This window comes from Erysipelothrix sp. P66 (genome assembly GCF_038682365.1).
In the GTDB taxonomy this organism is placed as follows: Bacteria; Bacillota_I; Bacilli_A; order Erysipelotrichales; family Erysipelotrichaceae; genus Erysipelothrix; species Erysipelothrix piscisicarius.
The window spans coordinates 928,967-944,708 of record NZ_CP152290.1; the positions used below are offsets into that span (position 1 = coordinate 928,967).

Here is a 15,742-nt window from a genome sequence, read left to right on the forward strand (position 1 = left end):
GAACGGAGGTTTTTAATGTTTTCGAAATTTTATATACTCAGAACGTTACTTGAGCAAGAAATTTCATCACAGCGTGAATTAAGTAAACACACAAATTTTTCCTTAGGGAAGGTTAATTCACTCTTAAATGATTGCATCAATCGAGGATATGTAAATAATTTCAAGATTACTCAAGAGGGACTTCGATTCCTTGAAGAATATGAAGTCGATAATGCCATTATCATGGCAGCAGGATTTGGTTCACGGTTTGTACCTTATACCTATGATACTCCCAAAGGTCTTATGGAAGTTCACGGTGAGCGCATGGTTGAACGCTTAATCAAGCAACTTCAAGAAGTTGGAATAAAAAAAATATATGTCGCCGTTGGCTATCTGAAAGAAAAATTTGAATATCTTGTTTTAAAGTATGGTGTTGAACTGATTCATAATCCCGATTATCATCGATTCAATAATATTTCAACCCTATATCATGCCCAAGATGTTATGAAAAACACTTTAATCATGCCCTCAGACATTTATATTACAGAAAATATGTTTCATAAGTATGAATATAAGTCATGGTACGCTACGACGTATTTCGAAGGGGAAACGGATGAATGGACGGTACACACAGCTCCTAACGGTCTCATTACAGATATGGAAATTGGCGGTAAGGATGTTGTAGGCCTCTATGGACCAACGTTCTTTGATGCCAAGACGTCAAAAGAAATCATCGAGGCTGTGAATCGTGATATTAAAATTGCAGGAAAAGAACAATATTACTGGGAGAACTGTTGGCTTGATCGAATTAACAAGATTCAAATCTTTTCAAATGAGGTCAAAAGGGATTCCATCTTTGAATTTGAAAGCATCGAGGAATTGCGTGTTTATGATACATCGTACTTAACTGAAACTAAAAATGAAATGATTACAATTATTTGTGATGTTTTTGGTGTTTCTTCCCAAGACATCAGTGGTATTGAATCCATGAAAAAGGGGATGACCAATGATTCATTTATATTTAGAGTCAACAATAAGTCATACGTGTTTAGGGCCCCTGGAAAAGGAACTGAGCAACTCATTAACCGTCGCCAAGAAGCAGAAGTATATCAGACGATAAATCCTTTAAAAATATCAGATAAACTTTATTATATAAACCCAGATAATGGGTATAAAATTTCACGGTACTATGAGCATTGTGAATCAATCAATCACGACGATATTCCCCAAGCATTTAAAATATTGCGAACGTTACATACAAGTGGTATATCCGTGGATCATACGTTCGATCTTGAAGAACGCATTGCTTATTATATGATGTTATGTAAAGATTCAAACGCAATTTTATTTGATGATATCAATGAAGTTTCAAAACTGATTGAAGAAGAAATAGAATATTTGAAACAACTAGATCGTCCGAAAGTTTTATGTCATATTGATCCTGTTGAGTCAAATTTCGTGAAACTGTATGATGGTTCCTTAAGGCTTTTAGACTGGGAATATGCCGGTATGAGTGATCCTATTTTAGATATTGCCATGCATGCAATCTACTCTGGTCATCAAGAAACACGAATTTTAGAATTAATAGAAATCTATCTTGAACGAAAACCTACAAAACAAGAAACGAAAATCTTATATATGTATGTGAGTTTGTCAGGATACTTATGGGCACTTTGGGCTCAATTTAAACAAGCAAGGGGTGAATCGTTTGGAAGTTATGCATTAGATCAATACCATTACGCACATAAATATGCACGCTTAGCGTTAGCTATGGAGGACTAAATGAACAAACTACAGCAAGAAGAGTTGAATATTCTCATTGAATTTGATCGGATCTGTAAAAAACACAACATAATCTATTCGTTGTCATCTGGAACATTACTGGGGGCGATTCGTCACCAAGGCTTTATTCCATGGGATGATGATATCGATGTAAATATGTCCCGCAGTGAATTTAACCGATTTGAACAGGTTGTAGCTGAAGAATTGAATCAAGATTTTTTTTACCAATCATTTAAAACTGAAAAAGATCACTATCATGCTTTTAGCAAAATTCGAAGTAACAAAGTAGAACTTGTAGAGAAATCTACAGACTATCTCAATATTAATCATGGTGTCTGGATTGATATCTTTCCTTATGATAATATTCCAGATGATTTAGAACTTCGTAACGAGCAAAAGAAAAAAGTTAGTTTCTACAATAAGTTGATCTCACTATTTGTATATACATTTGTAACTGATGAAGATTTAGGGAAAAAACGTTTAATTAAAAGCACATTCTATCACTTAAATCGAATCTTTTATCGTGTTAATTTCTTACTCCCAACGCTCTATAAAAAACGTCAGGTTTGGATTGAAAAATACAATAATGATAAAACGGAGTATGCAAATATGTTGGTATTCAATTTTAATGACGCAATCTATCAGGCAACTTTCATTCGTAATGCGATCTTAGACTCCGTGACTGCAGGTGTCTTTGAAAATCATCAATTTTTAATTCCAACGGAATATGATGAAATTCTTACATTAAACTACGGAGACTATATGCAGTTACCGCCAGAGTCAGAACGTGTTTCAAATCATGAGGTAGTATTAAAGGATCATCGAAATGCATCATAAAGGAACAGTTACAGGTCTATTCTCAGGACTATTCTGGGGACTTGATACTGTAATGATTGGTGTTGTTCTCGCTTCGGCAATGTTTATCGCATTTGGGTCTAACGCACCCCTTATATCGACCTTTATCCATGATGGAGCGTCATTTATCTTTTTACTGATGCTGCTGATTTTTCAAAATCAATTGAAAGATTTCATTAAGGTTTTATGCTCAAAATCAGGGTTGATAATTGCAATCGCGGCCCTTCTGGGTGGACCTCTAGGAATGGGGGCATATATTTTATCCATTAACCATCTTGGACCCGCAATCTCAGCAAGTATTTCAGCAATCTATCCGCTCTTCGGAGCACTCTTGAGTTTTATTATCCTAAAAGAGAAACCGAACAAGCGAACCATTTTGGGTTTATTTATCGCAATCACCGCTATTATCCTGATGGGTTTTACAGGGAGCATGGGAATTTCAAACTTAAAACTCGGTCTTGTCTTCATCAGTATTTGTGTTATTGGATGGGGGAGTGAAGCTGTAATAATTAGTACAGCACTCAAACAAGACGTCCCATCACATATTGCGCTAACAATTCGTCAGTTTGTATCTTTTATAACTTATGGACTAGTTATTATGCCGATAATCGGATATCATCAGCTTCAAAACATCAGCGTAATGAACCCAATATTTTTGATGGTTGTAATCAGTGGTATTATTGGTTCAATTTCCTATTCGTTCTACTATAAATCCATTTCATTAATCGGTCCAAGTAAAGCAATGGGTTTAAATATCAGTTATCCAGCATGGGCATTTTTCTTTCAGTTTATGGTTGATCAGACCTTTAATTTTAAGCAATTCATACTTGTAATTTTTATCATGATGGGTTCGATTCTTTCCTCCGAAAATCCGGGTGAATTGGTAGAACTTTTTAAGCGCAAAAAATAGTATAAAAATAACCAAAACAGCATCGAATCATGCTGTTTTTTATTATGTTCATTTTCTTTATAATATTGTCTTTATTGAACATAGATGATAAAATTACTAAAAGGAGAATTTCATGAATATCTATCAATTTAAATTATTACGTGAGTGTTTATCAGGCATTGAACACTCACCAGAAATGTTCAATGGAGCAATGAAAATGGCACAGGAATCCCTTGAAACGATGAACTACCTTGACCAAGACGGTAAGGTGACGGCAAAGGGATCCCAAGCAATGGAATCTTACCGCGTTGACAATGCAATCATTATGGCTGCGGGTATGTCATCACGCTTTGCACCACTCTCATATGAGCGTCCTAAAGGACTTTTAAAAGTTCACGGTGAAGTCCTGATTGAAAGACAAATTCGTCAATTACATGAACGAGGCATTGCTGATATTACAATTGTACTGGGTTATATGAAAGAACAATTTTATTACTTAGAGGATAAGTATCAAGTTAAATTTGTAGTGAATGATGATTATTATCGTTACAATAACACATCCACATTAATGCTCGTATTGGATCAATTGAAAAATACATACATTTGTTCATCCGATAACTACTTCGTAGAAAATGTATTCAATCAATATGAATATAAAACAACATATCCCGTTCAAATGCATGCATCCCATGAAACGGGGGAATATTATGCGGATTTTACCGATGAAGGGCTCATTACTAAAATTGGAATCGGATCCGGTTCTTATTACTGTATGGTCGGTCACGTTTTCTTTGATCGAACGTTCTCACACGATTTTAGTGAACTTCTTAAACAAGAGTATCCAAAAGAAGAAACAAAAGCAAAACTTTGGGAAAAAGTATATGTTGAACATATGAATCAATTCGAAATGTATGCGGAAGTATACTCCCCAGATATTATAAAAGAGTTTGATTCACTGGAAGAACTGCAAACTTTTGATGCCTCCTATTTAGATATAAAAGATAGTGAAATTTTCAATAATATTATATCTGTCCTTCACTGTAACGTTTCAGATATTACCGGGATTGTACCGATTAAAGATGGTCTCACCAATCTATCGCTCAAATTTGAATATGATGGAAAATCCTATATCTACCGTCATCCAGGTGTTGGAACCGATGAATACATCAATCGTAAATCAGAGTTTTTTGCACAGCATAAAGCAAAAGAATTAGGATTTGATGATTCATATATTTATATGGATCCCGAAAAGGGCTGGAAACTCTCATTTTTTATTGAACAAGCACGAAAACTTGATTATCATCAATGGGATGAAGTAAAACAAGCACTCGAAATGATTAAAGACATGCATGACCAACAACTTGAAGGTGAATTCGAATTTAATATATGGCAAAAATCATGTGACTTTATTGAAAAACTCTCAATCGAAGATCGCAACGCCTTCGATGATTTTGATGCATTATTCGAGATGGTTGAATCCGTTAAAGCATATGCTGATAACGATAAGGTTCCATTGCGTCTATGTCATTGTGATTTCTACGACCCTAATATCCTATTTTCAGGTAATTCATTATACCTAATTGATTGGGAATATGCAGGCGTTGATGATCCAGGGGTTGATATTGGTACCTTTATTGCATGCTCCGACTACACTTATGAGGAAGCAATGAAAGTCCTCAATCTTTATAACAAAGCACCGATGGATCCTTTAATGCAACGTCATTTTATCGCATATATTGCGATTGCATCATACTATTGGTTTGTTTGGGCCATTTTCCAAGAATCGAATGGCGCAGCGGTAGGTGAATATCTTACAATCTGGTATAATAACTCAAAATCTTATGGAAACAAAGCCTTAGCGCTCTATGAGGGAACCTATGAAAATCATTAGTGATATTGTAATCTACATCATCATGGCCTGTGCTGTCATTGGATGTTTCTATTCAATTAAAGATAGTGAATCCGAATTGGGTCAACAATTTACTGCAGGAATTGAAGCAATTGGAGGTCTTTTTATACCAATTGCTGGAATTATGGCAGCATTGCCCATCCTCAATATCTTTATTTCTAAATTTATTGCACCACTGTTTACCGTTTTTGGTGCTGATGCTGCAATGGCAGCAACATCTTTACTCGCTGTCGATATGGGTGGGTATCAACTTGCAGCGGCTTTAGCACAAACCCACGAAGCCTGGATTATTTCAATGACCGTTGGTTATATGGCAGGTGCAACCATTGTATTTAGTATTCCCATTGCCACAAAAATCATTGATGTTAAATACCACCGTCAACTCTCAGTTGGTACAATGATTGGGTTTATTACCATACCAATAGGTGTATTCATCACCAATGTTCTTATCATGATATTTAATCCAATGGTTCGCACTATCGTATCATCAGATCCCAATGCACCCCAAATCCTTTTAAACATGACACTGATGATTCTGGTTAAAAATTTGCTTCCACTGATCATCATTTGCCTCTTGATGGCAATAGGTCTTTGGAAAAAATCAGAACTTATGATTAAAGGATTTCAGTATTTTTCAAAATTTATTGAGATTTTTACAAAAGTCATTCTTACAATCAGTATTCTCGAACATTTCACACATATCTTTACCAATTTATTGGGTGGTTATATTCTTGATCCCATTATTGCGGACAGTATCGATATTGAGCGTGCCCTCGAAGTTGCAGGGTATATTGGTTTAATGTTAAGTGGAGCATTACCAATGGTCTATTTAATTGAAACGAAACTTAAAAAACCCATTGAAAATCTTTCTGACAAATTAGGTATCTCTCGAAAAATTGCGACCGGTATCCTTGCGAGTTCTGCAAATGTCATCGCAGCATTTGCAATGATTGATGATACTATGAGTGATCGTGAAATGATTGCCATTACAGCATTTTCAGTTTGTGGTGCATTTGTTATTGGTGACCATCTCGCATTCACCGCTAATTTCCAACCACAGTTAATCCTTCCGTTAATGATTGGAAAACTTACTGCAGGACTTCTTGCAGTTTGGATTGCACTCAAAGTAACATCTAAAACCTCAATAAATAACACACTTTAAACCTTTCAATTAAGCTTTCTTCTACGAGAAAGCTTTTTTTTACTTAAAAAATACGCTTTATACACGAATTAGCCGTTTGGACGTCCACAATACATTTTGGATGTGATATTATTATTCCGAGAGGTGAATTATGAAAGCAATTATTACAGTAGTAGGTAAAGATAACGTTGGGATTATCTCAGGTGTATGCAATTATTTAGCACAAGAAAATATTAATGTTTTGGATATTAATCAAACCATTGTGGATGCATATTTTAATATGCTTATGATTGTGGATTTATCACAATGTTTAAACCCTTTTGATGAAGTCTCGCTTCAACTTCAAACAGTCGCAAACACACTTGGTGTTGTTATTACAATGCAACGCGAGGATATTTTTTCCTCGATGCATCGCATTTAGGAGGTTCCATGCTTAATCAATTTGAAATTCAAGAAACACAAGCAATGATTGCCAATCAAAATTTAGATGTTCGTACCATCACCATGGGCATCAGTCTTTTGGATTGCGCTGATTCTGATTTGGATCGTTTCAATAAAAAAATTTATAATAAAATTACATCACGCGCTAAAGACTTAGTTCGTATTGGTGATGAGATTGCTCATGAATACGGAATTCCAGTTGTTAATAAACGGATTTCCATAACACCCATAGCGATTGCGGCTTCAGGATGTAATGCGACATCTTTTGTATCAACAGCGAAAATCCTTGATAAAGCGGCAAAAGAAGTCGGTGTTGATTTTATTGGTGGTTTTAGTGCACTTGTTCAAAAAGGGTGTACGCCCGCGGATGAAGTGTTAATTCAAAGCATTCCAGAGGCCTTGGCGGTAACAGATCGCGTCTGTGCGAGTGTCAATGTTGGTACAAGCAGAAGTGGTATCAATATGGACGTGGTTAAACAACTTGGTCAGACAATTCTTGATTGTGCGAAGCTTACCGGTGAGCGTGAGTCGATCGGATGTGCGAAACTTGTTGTATTCTGTAATTCAGTCGAGGACAATCCTTTTATGGCAGGAGCATATCACGGAGTCGGTGAAGCTGATACAGTTATTAATGTGGGCGTAAGCGGTCCTGGAGTCGTAAAATGTGCACTTGAGTCTGCACATGGACAAGACTTTGAGACACTCTGTGAGACCATTAAAAAGACCGCCTTTAAAATAACACGAGTAGGCCAATTAATTGCTCAAGAGGCATCAAGACGACTCGGTTATCCTTTTGGTATTATCGATCTTTCGTTAGCCCCTACACCAGCTATTGGCGACAGTATTGGCGAAATTTTCCAAGAGATGGGTCTTGAAGAGCCTGGTGCGCCCGGAACCACGCTTGCATTAGCATTACTCAATGATAATGTGAAGAAGGGTGGCGTTATGGCTTCCTCGTACGTCGGCGGACTAAGTGGAGCGTTTATTCCCGTTAGTGAAGATCATGTAATGATATCAGCCGTTGAAAAGGGGGCACTCACACTTGAAAAACTTGAAGCAATGACTTGTGTTTGTTCTGTTGGTTTGGATATGGTCGCGATCCCAGGAGATACACCTGCAACGACAATCTCAGGTATTATTGGTGATGAGGCAGCCATTGGTATGATAAATAATAAAACGACCGCTATACGTATTATTCCTGCTTATGGAAAAGGGGTAGGCGAAACGGTTGAATTTGGTGGATTATTGGGTTATGCTCCTATCATGAAGGTAAATCCTTTTAGCTGTGAATCCTTTATTAATCGAGGCGGACGTATTCCGGCACCCATTCATAGTTTTAAAAATTAGTAGGAGTTTATAATGAATCAAAAATTAGATTTTATGTCTGTGAATCAGATAGAATGTGTTGAAGTTAAGGAAGATTATGCGAAGTGCATCGTTCATGTCACCGAAGCTTCTATGAATTATTATGGTTATGTTCATGGTGGTCTTTATTTTGGTCTGGCAGATTCAACAGCAGGTTATACCGCGAGCAGTCGTGGTGAAAATTATGTGACATTGAATGCTAATATCAATTATATGTCTGGAATTCAATCTGGGACCATTACATGTATTGGTACGGTATTAAGTCGAACCCGTAAAACCTGTGTTGTTGATATCAAAATATATAACGATAGTGATGAATTGTGTGATACCGGTACGTTTACGATGTACCATATAATCTAAGGAGTATCCTATGAAGGTTATTTTTCATTTAAATCAAATTGATCGATTAAATCACTGTGTCTCAAATATTCGAAATTTAAACGTAAAACCCGTTGAAACAATAGAACTGTTAATCAATGGCGATGCCATTAAGATTTTAATAGCAGACGATCAAAGTTTAATTAAACAGTTATTAGACCAGCAGATTGATGTTGTTGCATGTCAAAATTCATTAAATGCACATCAGATTGATTCTGATCAGTTACTGGACGACATACGCATCGTTTCTACTGGCGTTTATGAACTCATTGAAAAACAACACGAAGGTTATGCCTATATTAAACCTTAATTTCATAAAAAAAGACCAAATACACTAATATCGGTCTTTTTTTATTATTTATATACAACTTCGTATAATGTATATTATGTAATATTTGGATTTATAAATAATGGCTTGATTTCTTGAGTTCTCACATCGACATAACCTTTATCGGATATTTTTAAGCTTGGTGATACGATTAAGCCTAAAACCGAAAAGCTCATTAATTCATTTTGAGCCTCATAACCCAATGTTCTTAAGTCATGTCTTATCTGTGATACATCAAGTGCGAGAGATTCCATTGATTGTGTAGAGACAATGCCACCATACGATAAAGGAACGAAATGAATGTTCTTGTTGATGATGGAAACAATACCACCTTGCTTATCAATTAAGTGATTTACGGCATTGACCATATCTTGTACATCCGTTCCCATAACGAGTATGTTGTGATGATCATGGGTCCAAGAAGTAGCAACTGCCCCCTTCTCTGTAAAACCATTATCGGTAAAACCAATTGCAATTGGAGTTTGATGTCCATAGCGTTCAATTACCGCAATCATTGTGAGTCCTGCATCCTGCCACTGTAAGACCCCTTCCCTCACAGGAATGGATTGAATTTGTTCTTCGGTAAATGTATTGGTAACTTCACGGTGCATAATTCTTATTGTTGCTTCGTCACCTTTAATTTTTGAAATTGAAGATACAATATCTGCTTCAGTAATCGGATTTCGCTTGATAGTATTAAATATTGAGTCATCATCGAAAAGAAAGTGTTCATGCTCAAGATTTTGGACGTTAATCCCTTTTTTATATACGGATTGGATCGCAAAAGCATCTAAATCATCAAGGATTATAAAGTCTGCCAGTTTTCCAGGAGATAAAACACCTCGATCATTCAGTTGCATCCGCTGTGATGGGACTAGCGTTGCTGCATAAATTGCATCTTCTGCGCGCATCCCATATTTGATGCACAATTGAATAAGATGGTTCATATGTCCTTTGTGAATTAAGTCATCGGGCATAACATCATCGGTTACTAAACAGAAGCTTCCGTGGAGCTTATACTCACAAAGCGTCGCGATTGTTTCCCTACTGAGTGATTTTTCCTGCATTTGAACTAAAACACCCATACGTGTACGTTCAAGGATTGATTCTGGAGTTTGCAATGTATGATCTGAACCAATCCCTCGCTGAATAAAACGTGATAATTCAAGCCCTGTTATTCTTGGAATATGGCCTTCAATTGGTGATCCAGGTTTGCATTCTTTAAATGTTTCAATAATTCTACGAGTCATGGTATCTTCATCAGAAATGACATCTTTGAAATTCATAATCTCACCCAATGCAATCACTTTAGGGTGTTTACAGAGCGTTCTAATCGCTGATTCATCAATAATCCCACCTGTAGTCTCTAGAAATGGGTTTGTGGATGGAACGGAAGAAGGAATTGCATAAAAGATATCAAGGTTCGTATCGATGTCCATAAAATCAATCAACCCTTCGGTTCCAAACACATTACCAATTTCATGTGCATCCGCTACAAGAGTCGTTGTACCCATTGGAAGCACGGTGTTTGAGAACTCATTTGGATTTGTCATGGAACTTTCAATATGCATGTGAATATCGATAAGACCAGGAATAATCCATTTGCCTTCTACATTAATTTCATGATCCGAATTGATTTTTGCCTCCCCAATATGGTAAATCATTGAATCTTGAATGTAGAAGTCTCCTTTTTCAAATTGTCGTTGTGCCGTGTTGTAAAGGAAAGCACCTGTAAATTTTGTAATCATTATTGGTTCATCAAACGATTGTAACGGTCAATCCACTCAGGCATTAGAGGATTCATTACTTCGTAATTTAGTGTTTTCGCATTTTCAGCGATAGGTCCATAGGTTTTGTTTAATGCAACCTCGTCATTAAGCACAACATTTTTATTAACAGGCGCCTCATTCAGTGTTGCAGCAGTTTTCTCTTGTAGCACTTGACTTAAACGCCAATCAACAAATTTGTAGGCAAGCTCTTTATTTTTTGAGTTCTTATTAATTTCAATGGTATTAAAGTTTGCATAGGTACCAGATTCTGGGAATACAAGTTCAGCCGTTGGTACAGATTTCTTTATGACATCAAAACCAAAATCACCCACAACAGCAACATCGATTTCTCCAGTACTCATCATGACAGAGAGATCTGAGGATTTTTTATAAGTCTTTTTAATATTTGGTTTCAACGCTTCTAGCCCTTCAAATGCTCTCTCACCGTTATCACTGCTTAAATCGCCTCCACTGTAATCATTTGCCATTTGAATCATTGCAGGACCAAATGTAGAAGCAATTTCAGGGATTGCTACTTTTCCAACAAGATCTTCACGCCATAAGTCTTTCCATGATGCGATTGGCTCCTTAACAGTTTCAGTATTATAAACGATACCAATACTATTTATTGTATAAGGTACACCATAACCACGTCGTGTTACTTCTTGAGCTGCATCAATGAGGGCTGATCCATTTTCCAATTTATTAAGGTCTATTTTCTCAAATAAATCCGCTTGATAACCATCATCTGCTGCTTTTTGTGATAACTCAATAACATCAATGTTACTGTTGTCCCCACTACTGAATTTCGCAAAACGTTCTGAAGTACTACCGCTGTCTAAGACAATCTTTACATTATGCATTTCTTCAAACGGTTTAAAAACCTCATTTCTTAAGACTTCTTCACTGAGTCCCCATGAGGATACAACTAATTCTTGAGTCTCTTTTTTTTGAGAACATCCACTTACCATTAATAATACAAGCGCTAATGCAATTTTCTTTTTCATATTTTCCTCCTAAATAAAGACAATTGATTCTGGATCTATTCTAAACGATACGACTGAATGAATCTGAAGTTTTTCTTGTGTGCATAATTTAAATGCACCACATTCAGTCTCTAATTGATATTGATAACAACTCCCTAGGTATGCAACAGAACTAATGAGTCCTGACATTTCATTAATTCCCGAACCGAGCATGAGGTCTGAAGGTCTAATACCAAACGATTTTGACGACGCATAATCTTTTGAAGCAATGAGACCTTGTCCATTATTTAAAAACTTGAAATCTTCGATTGGTTTTATGTTTTCAAATCCAACAAATTCCGCCACATAATGTGTTTGAGGACTTGAATAAATCACTTCAGGTGTGTCCAGTTGTTCAATTTTACCGTTATTCATAATTGCAACACGATCACTTATCGCAAAACACTCATCTTGATCATGGGTCACAAATACAGTAGTAATCTTCAGTTCTTGTTGTATTCGTCGTATTTCCTCCCGCATTTGAATTCTAAGTTGAGCATCAAGATTACTCAAGGGCTCATCAAGCAGTAATAACTTCGGCTTAATAACAAGGGCTCGGGCGAGTGCAACACGCTGTTGCTGGCCTCCGGATAATTGACCTGGATAACGATCGAGCAGTTCTGTTAAACCGCAAATACGGGCCATTCCTTCAACCTCACTTGCAATCATGCCACGATTTACCTTTCGTTGTTTTAACCCAAAGGCAATATTTTCACGAATGCTTAAATGAGGAAATAACGCATAACTTTGAAACACCATTCCAAAATCTCGTTCATTTGTTTTAACCTCATTCATTCTTTTATCTTCTACATAAAATGTTCCCGTCCGAATTGCATTAAATCCTGCAATGGTACGTAACGTTGTAGATTTACCGCACCCTGATGGTCCAAGTAGAGATAAAAGTTCCCCTTCTCTTATCTCTAAATCTAAATCTTGAAGCACATTGTGTTTGCCATCATAAGAAACACTAATTTGATCTAATACCGCAAAATTCATTAAACATTCGCTCCTTTTTTACTCAATCCTTTGTCCATGACAAACATCAGTACCATTGTAAATGCCATAAGAATAACAGATAATGCACTCACTACTGGATCAAAATTATACTCAATATGATTCATGAGCGCCCCAGGTAATGTATTCATTCCCGGACCTTTTAGAAACATCGAAACGGGTAAATTATTAAACGAATTAATAAATCCCATGATGCTTGCCGATACTAATGCATCTTTGATATTTGGAAGTACAACTTTCACAAAGCCTTCCAATTGACCACAGCCCAATACAACAGCTGCCTCATGAATGCTTAAGTCAAATTCATGAAGTGAGGCACAAATTATTCGAATCGTATAAGGAAATACAATCAACATATGACCAATAATTAAAGCGATATTCAAACTCAAATGAAGCTGAATCACTAAGTATTGAAAAAGTGCATAAGCGAGTACAATTGAAGGTATTAATGATGGTGCGAGAAAAATTGAGTTAATTCGCTCACTCCACTTCCCTTTATTCACCACGAGTGCATACGATGCTGGAATTGCAATCACCATACATAAAATCGTAGCCAATACAGATATTTTCAAACTTAATACAAAACTATCCATAAATACTTGAGATTGAAACACTTTAGAGAACCAAGTTAACGTAAATCCTTGAATTGGAAATTGAATAATCGGAGCTTCTCCAAAAGCTGTCACCGTTATGATTATCAAAGGAATTCCAATAAAACTTATCGCAAGATAAGCAATGCAATCGAGAAAACGACTTTTATTCATTAGACATCCCCCTTTGATCAACTTTATGACTTAAGTAGGTCATTAATTTCATAATGCCTGCAGAAAGAAGAATCATGATAAATGCGAAGACACTTGCCGATTGCCAATTCATGAGCTCATTGGACTGCTGATACAAAAGCGTAGAAAGCATCATATTCTTGTTTCCACCAAGTAATGATGGTGTAACATAGGCACTTATTGTTCCGGTGAAAACAAGTACCGAACCCAAGACAATTCCTGGGAATGTGAGTGGCAATACAATTTCTTTAAATATTGCACCACTTTTCGCACCTAAAGTCTGTGCGGCCTCGACTAATTTCCCATCAACCTTCGATAAAACGGAGACCAACGTATTAACCATAACGGGAAGAAATAAATAAACAGATCCAATGATAATTGAAAACTCTGTATACATAAATCCTATCGGTTCTTGGATCAAATTAAAATTTAAGAGTGTTTGATTCAAAAAACCGTTCTTACCGAGAATCGTAATCCAGGCAAACCCACGAATTACTGCGTTTGTAAATAAGGGAAATAACACGAGTGCCATGGTTAATTTCCGACGCAATTCAGATCCGGTTACGATAAAATAGGCTGTTGGAAATCCCAATACAAGGCATATTAATGTCGTAACCAGACCAATACGGATGGTTCTTATCAAAATACTTTGATAAAACGGATCCGTAAGGACAGATGTATAGTTTGTAAATGTAATACCATTATTGATGAATGTGGGCATAATGGTAATCACAAGTGGAATTATCATAAAAACAACGACGAGTAATAATCCCGGAAAAAGATACACCGAATTTTTAAAACGTTTCATGAACGCCTCCTAACAAAATAAAAGCTTTCTATCAACATAATGATAGAAAGCTAAAAAACACTTTCTATCATAGTCTGATATTTACGGTATCAGGTAGAAACGTGTCCCCTTATTAGACACATATATGATAAAAAAGATTCTATTTTAATATAAAAAAAGTTTTTACCAATAGGAAAAAGAACTTTTCCTATCGTAGTCCGATCTTTTCATTGGTATCGGCTAGAAACTATCACTCCATATTAGTGATGATATACGATTCGTAAAAACATGGATATTATAGCATGTCACTTTATTTAATCAAGTGAATTTTGAAAAATAAAAAAAACAAGATTATGATATCTTGTTATTGTATTTGTCTGCTGAGTTGATTCAGTTTCAATAAATAGGACTCTAAATCATGATTTTGATAAGCATGAAGCATCTGTTCAATCCCCTTTGGATTTAGATGGACCAAAGCAACAATCGTGTTATGCTCATCATAACCAACAATCGCTTCCCCCTCCTCGGTATTCTCCCATTTCCGTTCGACGCGTGCACAAAATGTAGCGAAAACATCTTGAGCCTTCATCGCAAAAAATTCACGGTCTTTGATATACGATTGTACAGTATCCCTAGGTACATAGTATGCATCTACAAGGACCAAATCATCCATATAAATGGGATACTCATGACCATTAATTAATTTGAATTCGATTGATTGCGTGTACTCTAAAGCCTCTTCAGTCTCATTGATTAAGTCTTCATTTTCAGATAAAAGACGCAGCTCGAGTGCTTTCTTAAAATAAGACTCTGCGAGCGTAAATTCATTCATTTCAAGCAAACACTTACCCCGTTCATGATAGATTCGATCTAAAACATGTGGAATTTCATCCAAATGTTCATGGGTTTCAAGTGAATCAAAGAGTTCAATCGCAATTTCATAATATTTTAAACATTTTAAAATTATTGCCTTATCAATGAGATTCATGAGCTGAATTTCATTATGGGGCGTCCCATAAGCATAATCAATACACTTTTCCGTATAGTAAAGCGCATCTTTATACTGATGATTAAGGCGGTAAAGGTATGATAGGTTAGAGTTTAAGGTATAGCGTTCGGTTACATTTAAATCCGCAACGAAAATACGTTCCCCTTCCCGAATAAGCGTTACAACCGAATCGGGATTATAGGCTTGTTCGCGTAAATTTTGAAGTGGATCGTAGAGTACATAACCTTTTATAACACGAACCGCATCACAAAATTCTATAAAATTCATAGATCCTCCTTTTAGAAAAGCA

15 protein-coding genes and 2 riboswitches are annotated in these 15,742 nt (G+C 36.2%); of the genes, 9 read left to right on the forward strand and 6 right to left on the reverse strand.

Annotated features, from left to right (window positions below; all coding sequences use genetic code 11):
- Window positions 1-15 precede the first annotated feature (15 nt).
- From AAG186_RS04510 to AAG186_RS04550, 9 genes are all read left to right on the forward strand, one after another.
- On the forward strand, window positions 16-1,761 hold the full coding sequence (locus AAG186_RS04510; RefSeq protein ID WP_342621282.1) for an NTP transferase domain-containing protein: 1,746 nt from the start codon (window positions 16-18) through the stop codon (window positions 1,759-1,761).
- Window positions 1,762-2,598 (forward strand): LicD family protein, encoded by an 837-nt coding sequence (locus tag AAG186_RS04515; protein WP_161636452.1) that lies wholly within the window; start codon window positions 1,762-1,764, stop codon window positions 2,596-2,598.
- Window positions 2,588-3,526 (forward strand): DMT family transporter, encoded by a 939-nt coding sequence (locus tag AAG186_RS04520; RefSeq protein ID WP_342621284.1) that lies wholly within the window; start codon window positions 2,588-2,590, stop codon window positions 3,524-3,526. The genes AAG186_RS04515 and AAG186_RS04520 overlap by 11 nt, the downstream gene beginning before the upstream one ends.
- Window positions 3,527-3,638: 112 nt before the next feature.
- Window positions 3,639-5,396, forward strand: a complete 1,758-nt coding sequence (locus AAG186_RS04525; RefSeq protein WP_331835976.1) for a phosphotransferase — start codon at window positions 3,639-3,641, stop codon at window positions 5,394-5,396.
- Window positions 5,383-6,576 (forward strand): ethanolamine utilization protein EutH, encoded by a 1,194-nt coding sequence (gene eutH / locus AAG186_RS04530; RefSeq protein WP_342621285.1) that lies wholly within the window; start codon window positions 5,383-5,385, stop codon window positions 6,574-6,576. The genes AAG186_RS04525 and eutH overlap by 14 nt, the downstream gene beginning before the upstream one ends.
- A gap of 130 nt (window positions 6,577-6,706) precedes the next feature.
- Window positions 6,707-6,976 (forward strand): ACT domain-containing protein, encoded by a 270-nt coding sequence (locus AAG186_RS04535; protein ID WP_161636448.1) that lies wholly within the window; start codon window positions 6,707-6,709, stop codon window positions 6,974-6,976.
- Between the two features lie 8 nt (window positions 6,977-6,984).
- Complete coding sequence (locus AAG186_RS04540; protein WP_342621286.1) at window positions 6,985-8,343, forward strand: PFL family protein; 1,359 nt, start codon at window positions 6,985-6,987, stop codon at window positions 8,341-8,343.
- Window positions 8,344-8,355: 12 nt separating this feature from the next.
- Window positions 8,356-8,721, forward strand: coding sequence for a PaaI family thioesterase (locus tag AAG186_RS04545; protein ID WP_342621287.1), 366 nt, complete (start codon window positions 8,356-8,358; stop codon window positions 8,719-8,721).
- A gap of 10 nt (window positions 8,722-8,731) precedes the next feature.
- Entirely contained in the window at window positions 8,732-9,049 is a 318-nt protein-coding gene (locus AAG186_RS04550; RefSeq protein ID WP_342621288.1) for a DsrE family protein, read from the forward strand.
- 74 nt (window positions 9,050-9,123) lie between these two features.
- On the opposite strand, the gene AAG186_RS04555 is transcribed toward AAG186_RS04550, so the two are convergent.
- The 6 genes from AAG186_RS04555 to AAG186_RS04580 form a co-directional block, all read right to left on the reverse strand.
- Window positions 9,124-10,815 carry an adenine deaminase C-terminal domain-containing protein gene (locus AAG186_RS04555; protein ID WP_342621289.1) on the reverse strand — a complete coding sequence of 564 codons (1,692 nt, stop codon included), beginning with the start codon at window positions 10,813-10,815 and terminating at the stop codon, window positions 9,124-9,126.
- Window positions 10,815-11,843: an ABC transporter substrate-binding protein gene (locus AAG186_RS04560; protein ID WP_161636443.1), complete on the reverse strand. Its 1,029-nt coding sequence runs from the start codon at window positions 11,841-11,843 to the stop codon at window positions 10,815-10,817. Before AAG186_RS04560 ends, AAG186_RS04555 begins: the two co-directional genes overlap by 1 nt.
- A gap of 9 nt (window positions 11,844-11,852) precedes the next feature.
- Window positions 11,853-12,857, reverse strand: a complete 1,005-nt coding sequence (locus AAG186_RS04565) for an ABC transporter ATP-binding protein (protein WP_161636442.1) — start codon at window positions 12,855-12,857, stop codon at window positions 11,853-11,855.
- Window positions 12,857-13,639: an ABC transporter permease gene (locus AAG186_RS04570; protein ID WP_200542424.1), complete on the reverse strand. Its 783-nt coding sequence runs from the start codon at window positions 13,637-13,639 to the stop codon at window positions 12,857-12,859. Before AAG186_RS04570 ends, AAG186_RS04565 begins: the two co-directional genes overlap by 1 nt.
- The gene (locus tag AAG186_RS04575) at window positions 13,632-14,465 is read right to left on the reverse strand and encodes an ABC transporter permease (protein ID WP_342621290.1); all 834 of its coding nucleotides are present in this window, start codon (window positions 14,463-14,465) and stop codon (window positions 13,632-13,634) included. The genes AAG186_RS04570 and AAG186_RS04575 overlap by 8 nt, the downstream gene beginning before the upstream one ends.
- 50 nt (window positions 14,466-14,515) lie before the next feature.
- Window positions 14,516-14,613: riboswitch (purine riboswitch) on the reverse strand.
- A 25-nt stretch (window positions 14,614-14,638) separates the two neighbouring features.
- Window positions 14,639-14,741, reverse strand: a riboswitch (purine riboswitch).
- A 67-nt stretch (window positions 14,742-14,808) separates the two neighbouring features.
- Complete coding sequence (locus tag AAG186_RS04580) at window positions 14,809-15,720, reverse strand: tetratricopeptide repeat protein (RefSeq protein ID WP_161636439.1); 912 nt, start codon at window positions 15,718-15,720, stop codon at window positions 14,809-14,811.
- Between the last annotated feature and the right edge of the window lie 22 nt (window positions 15,721-15,742).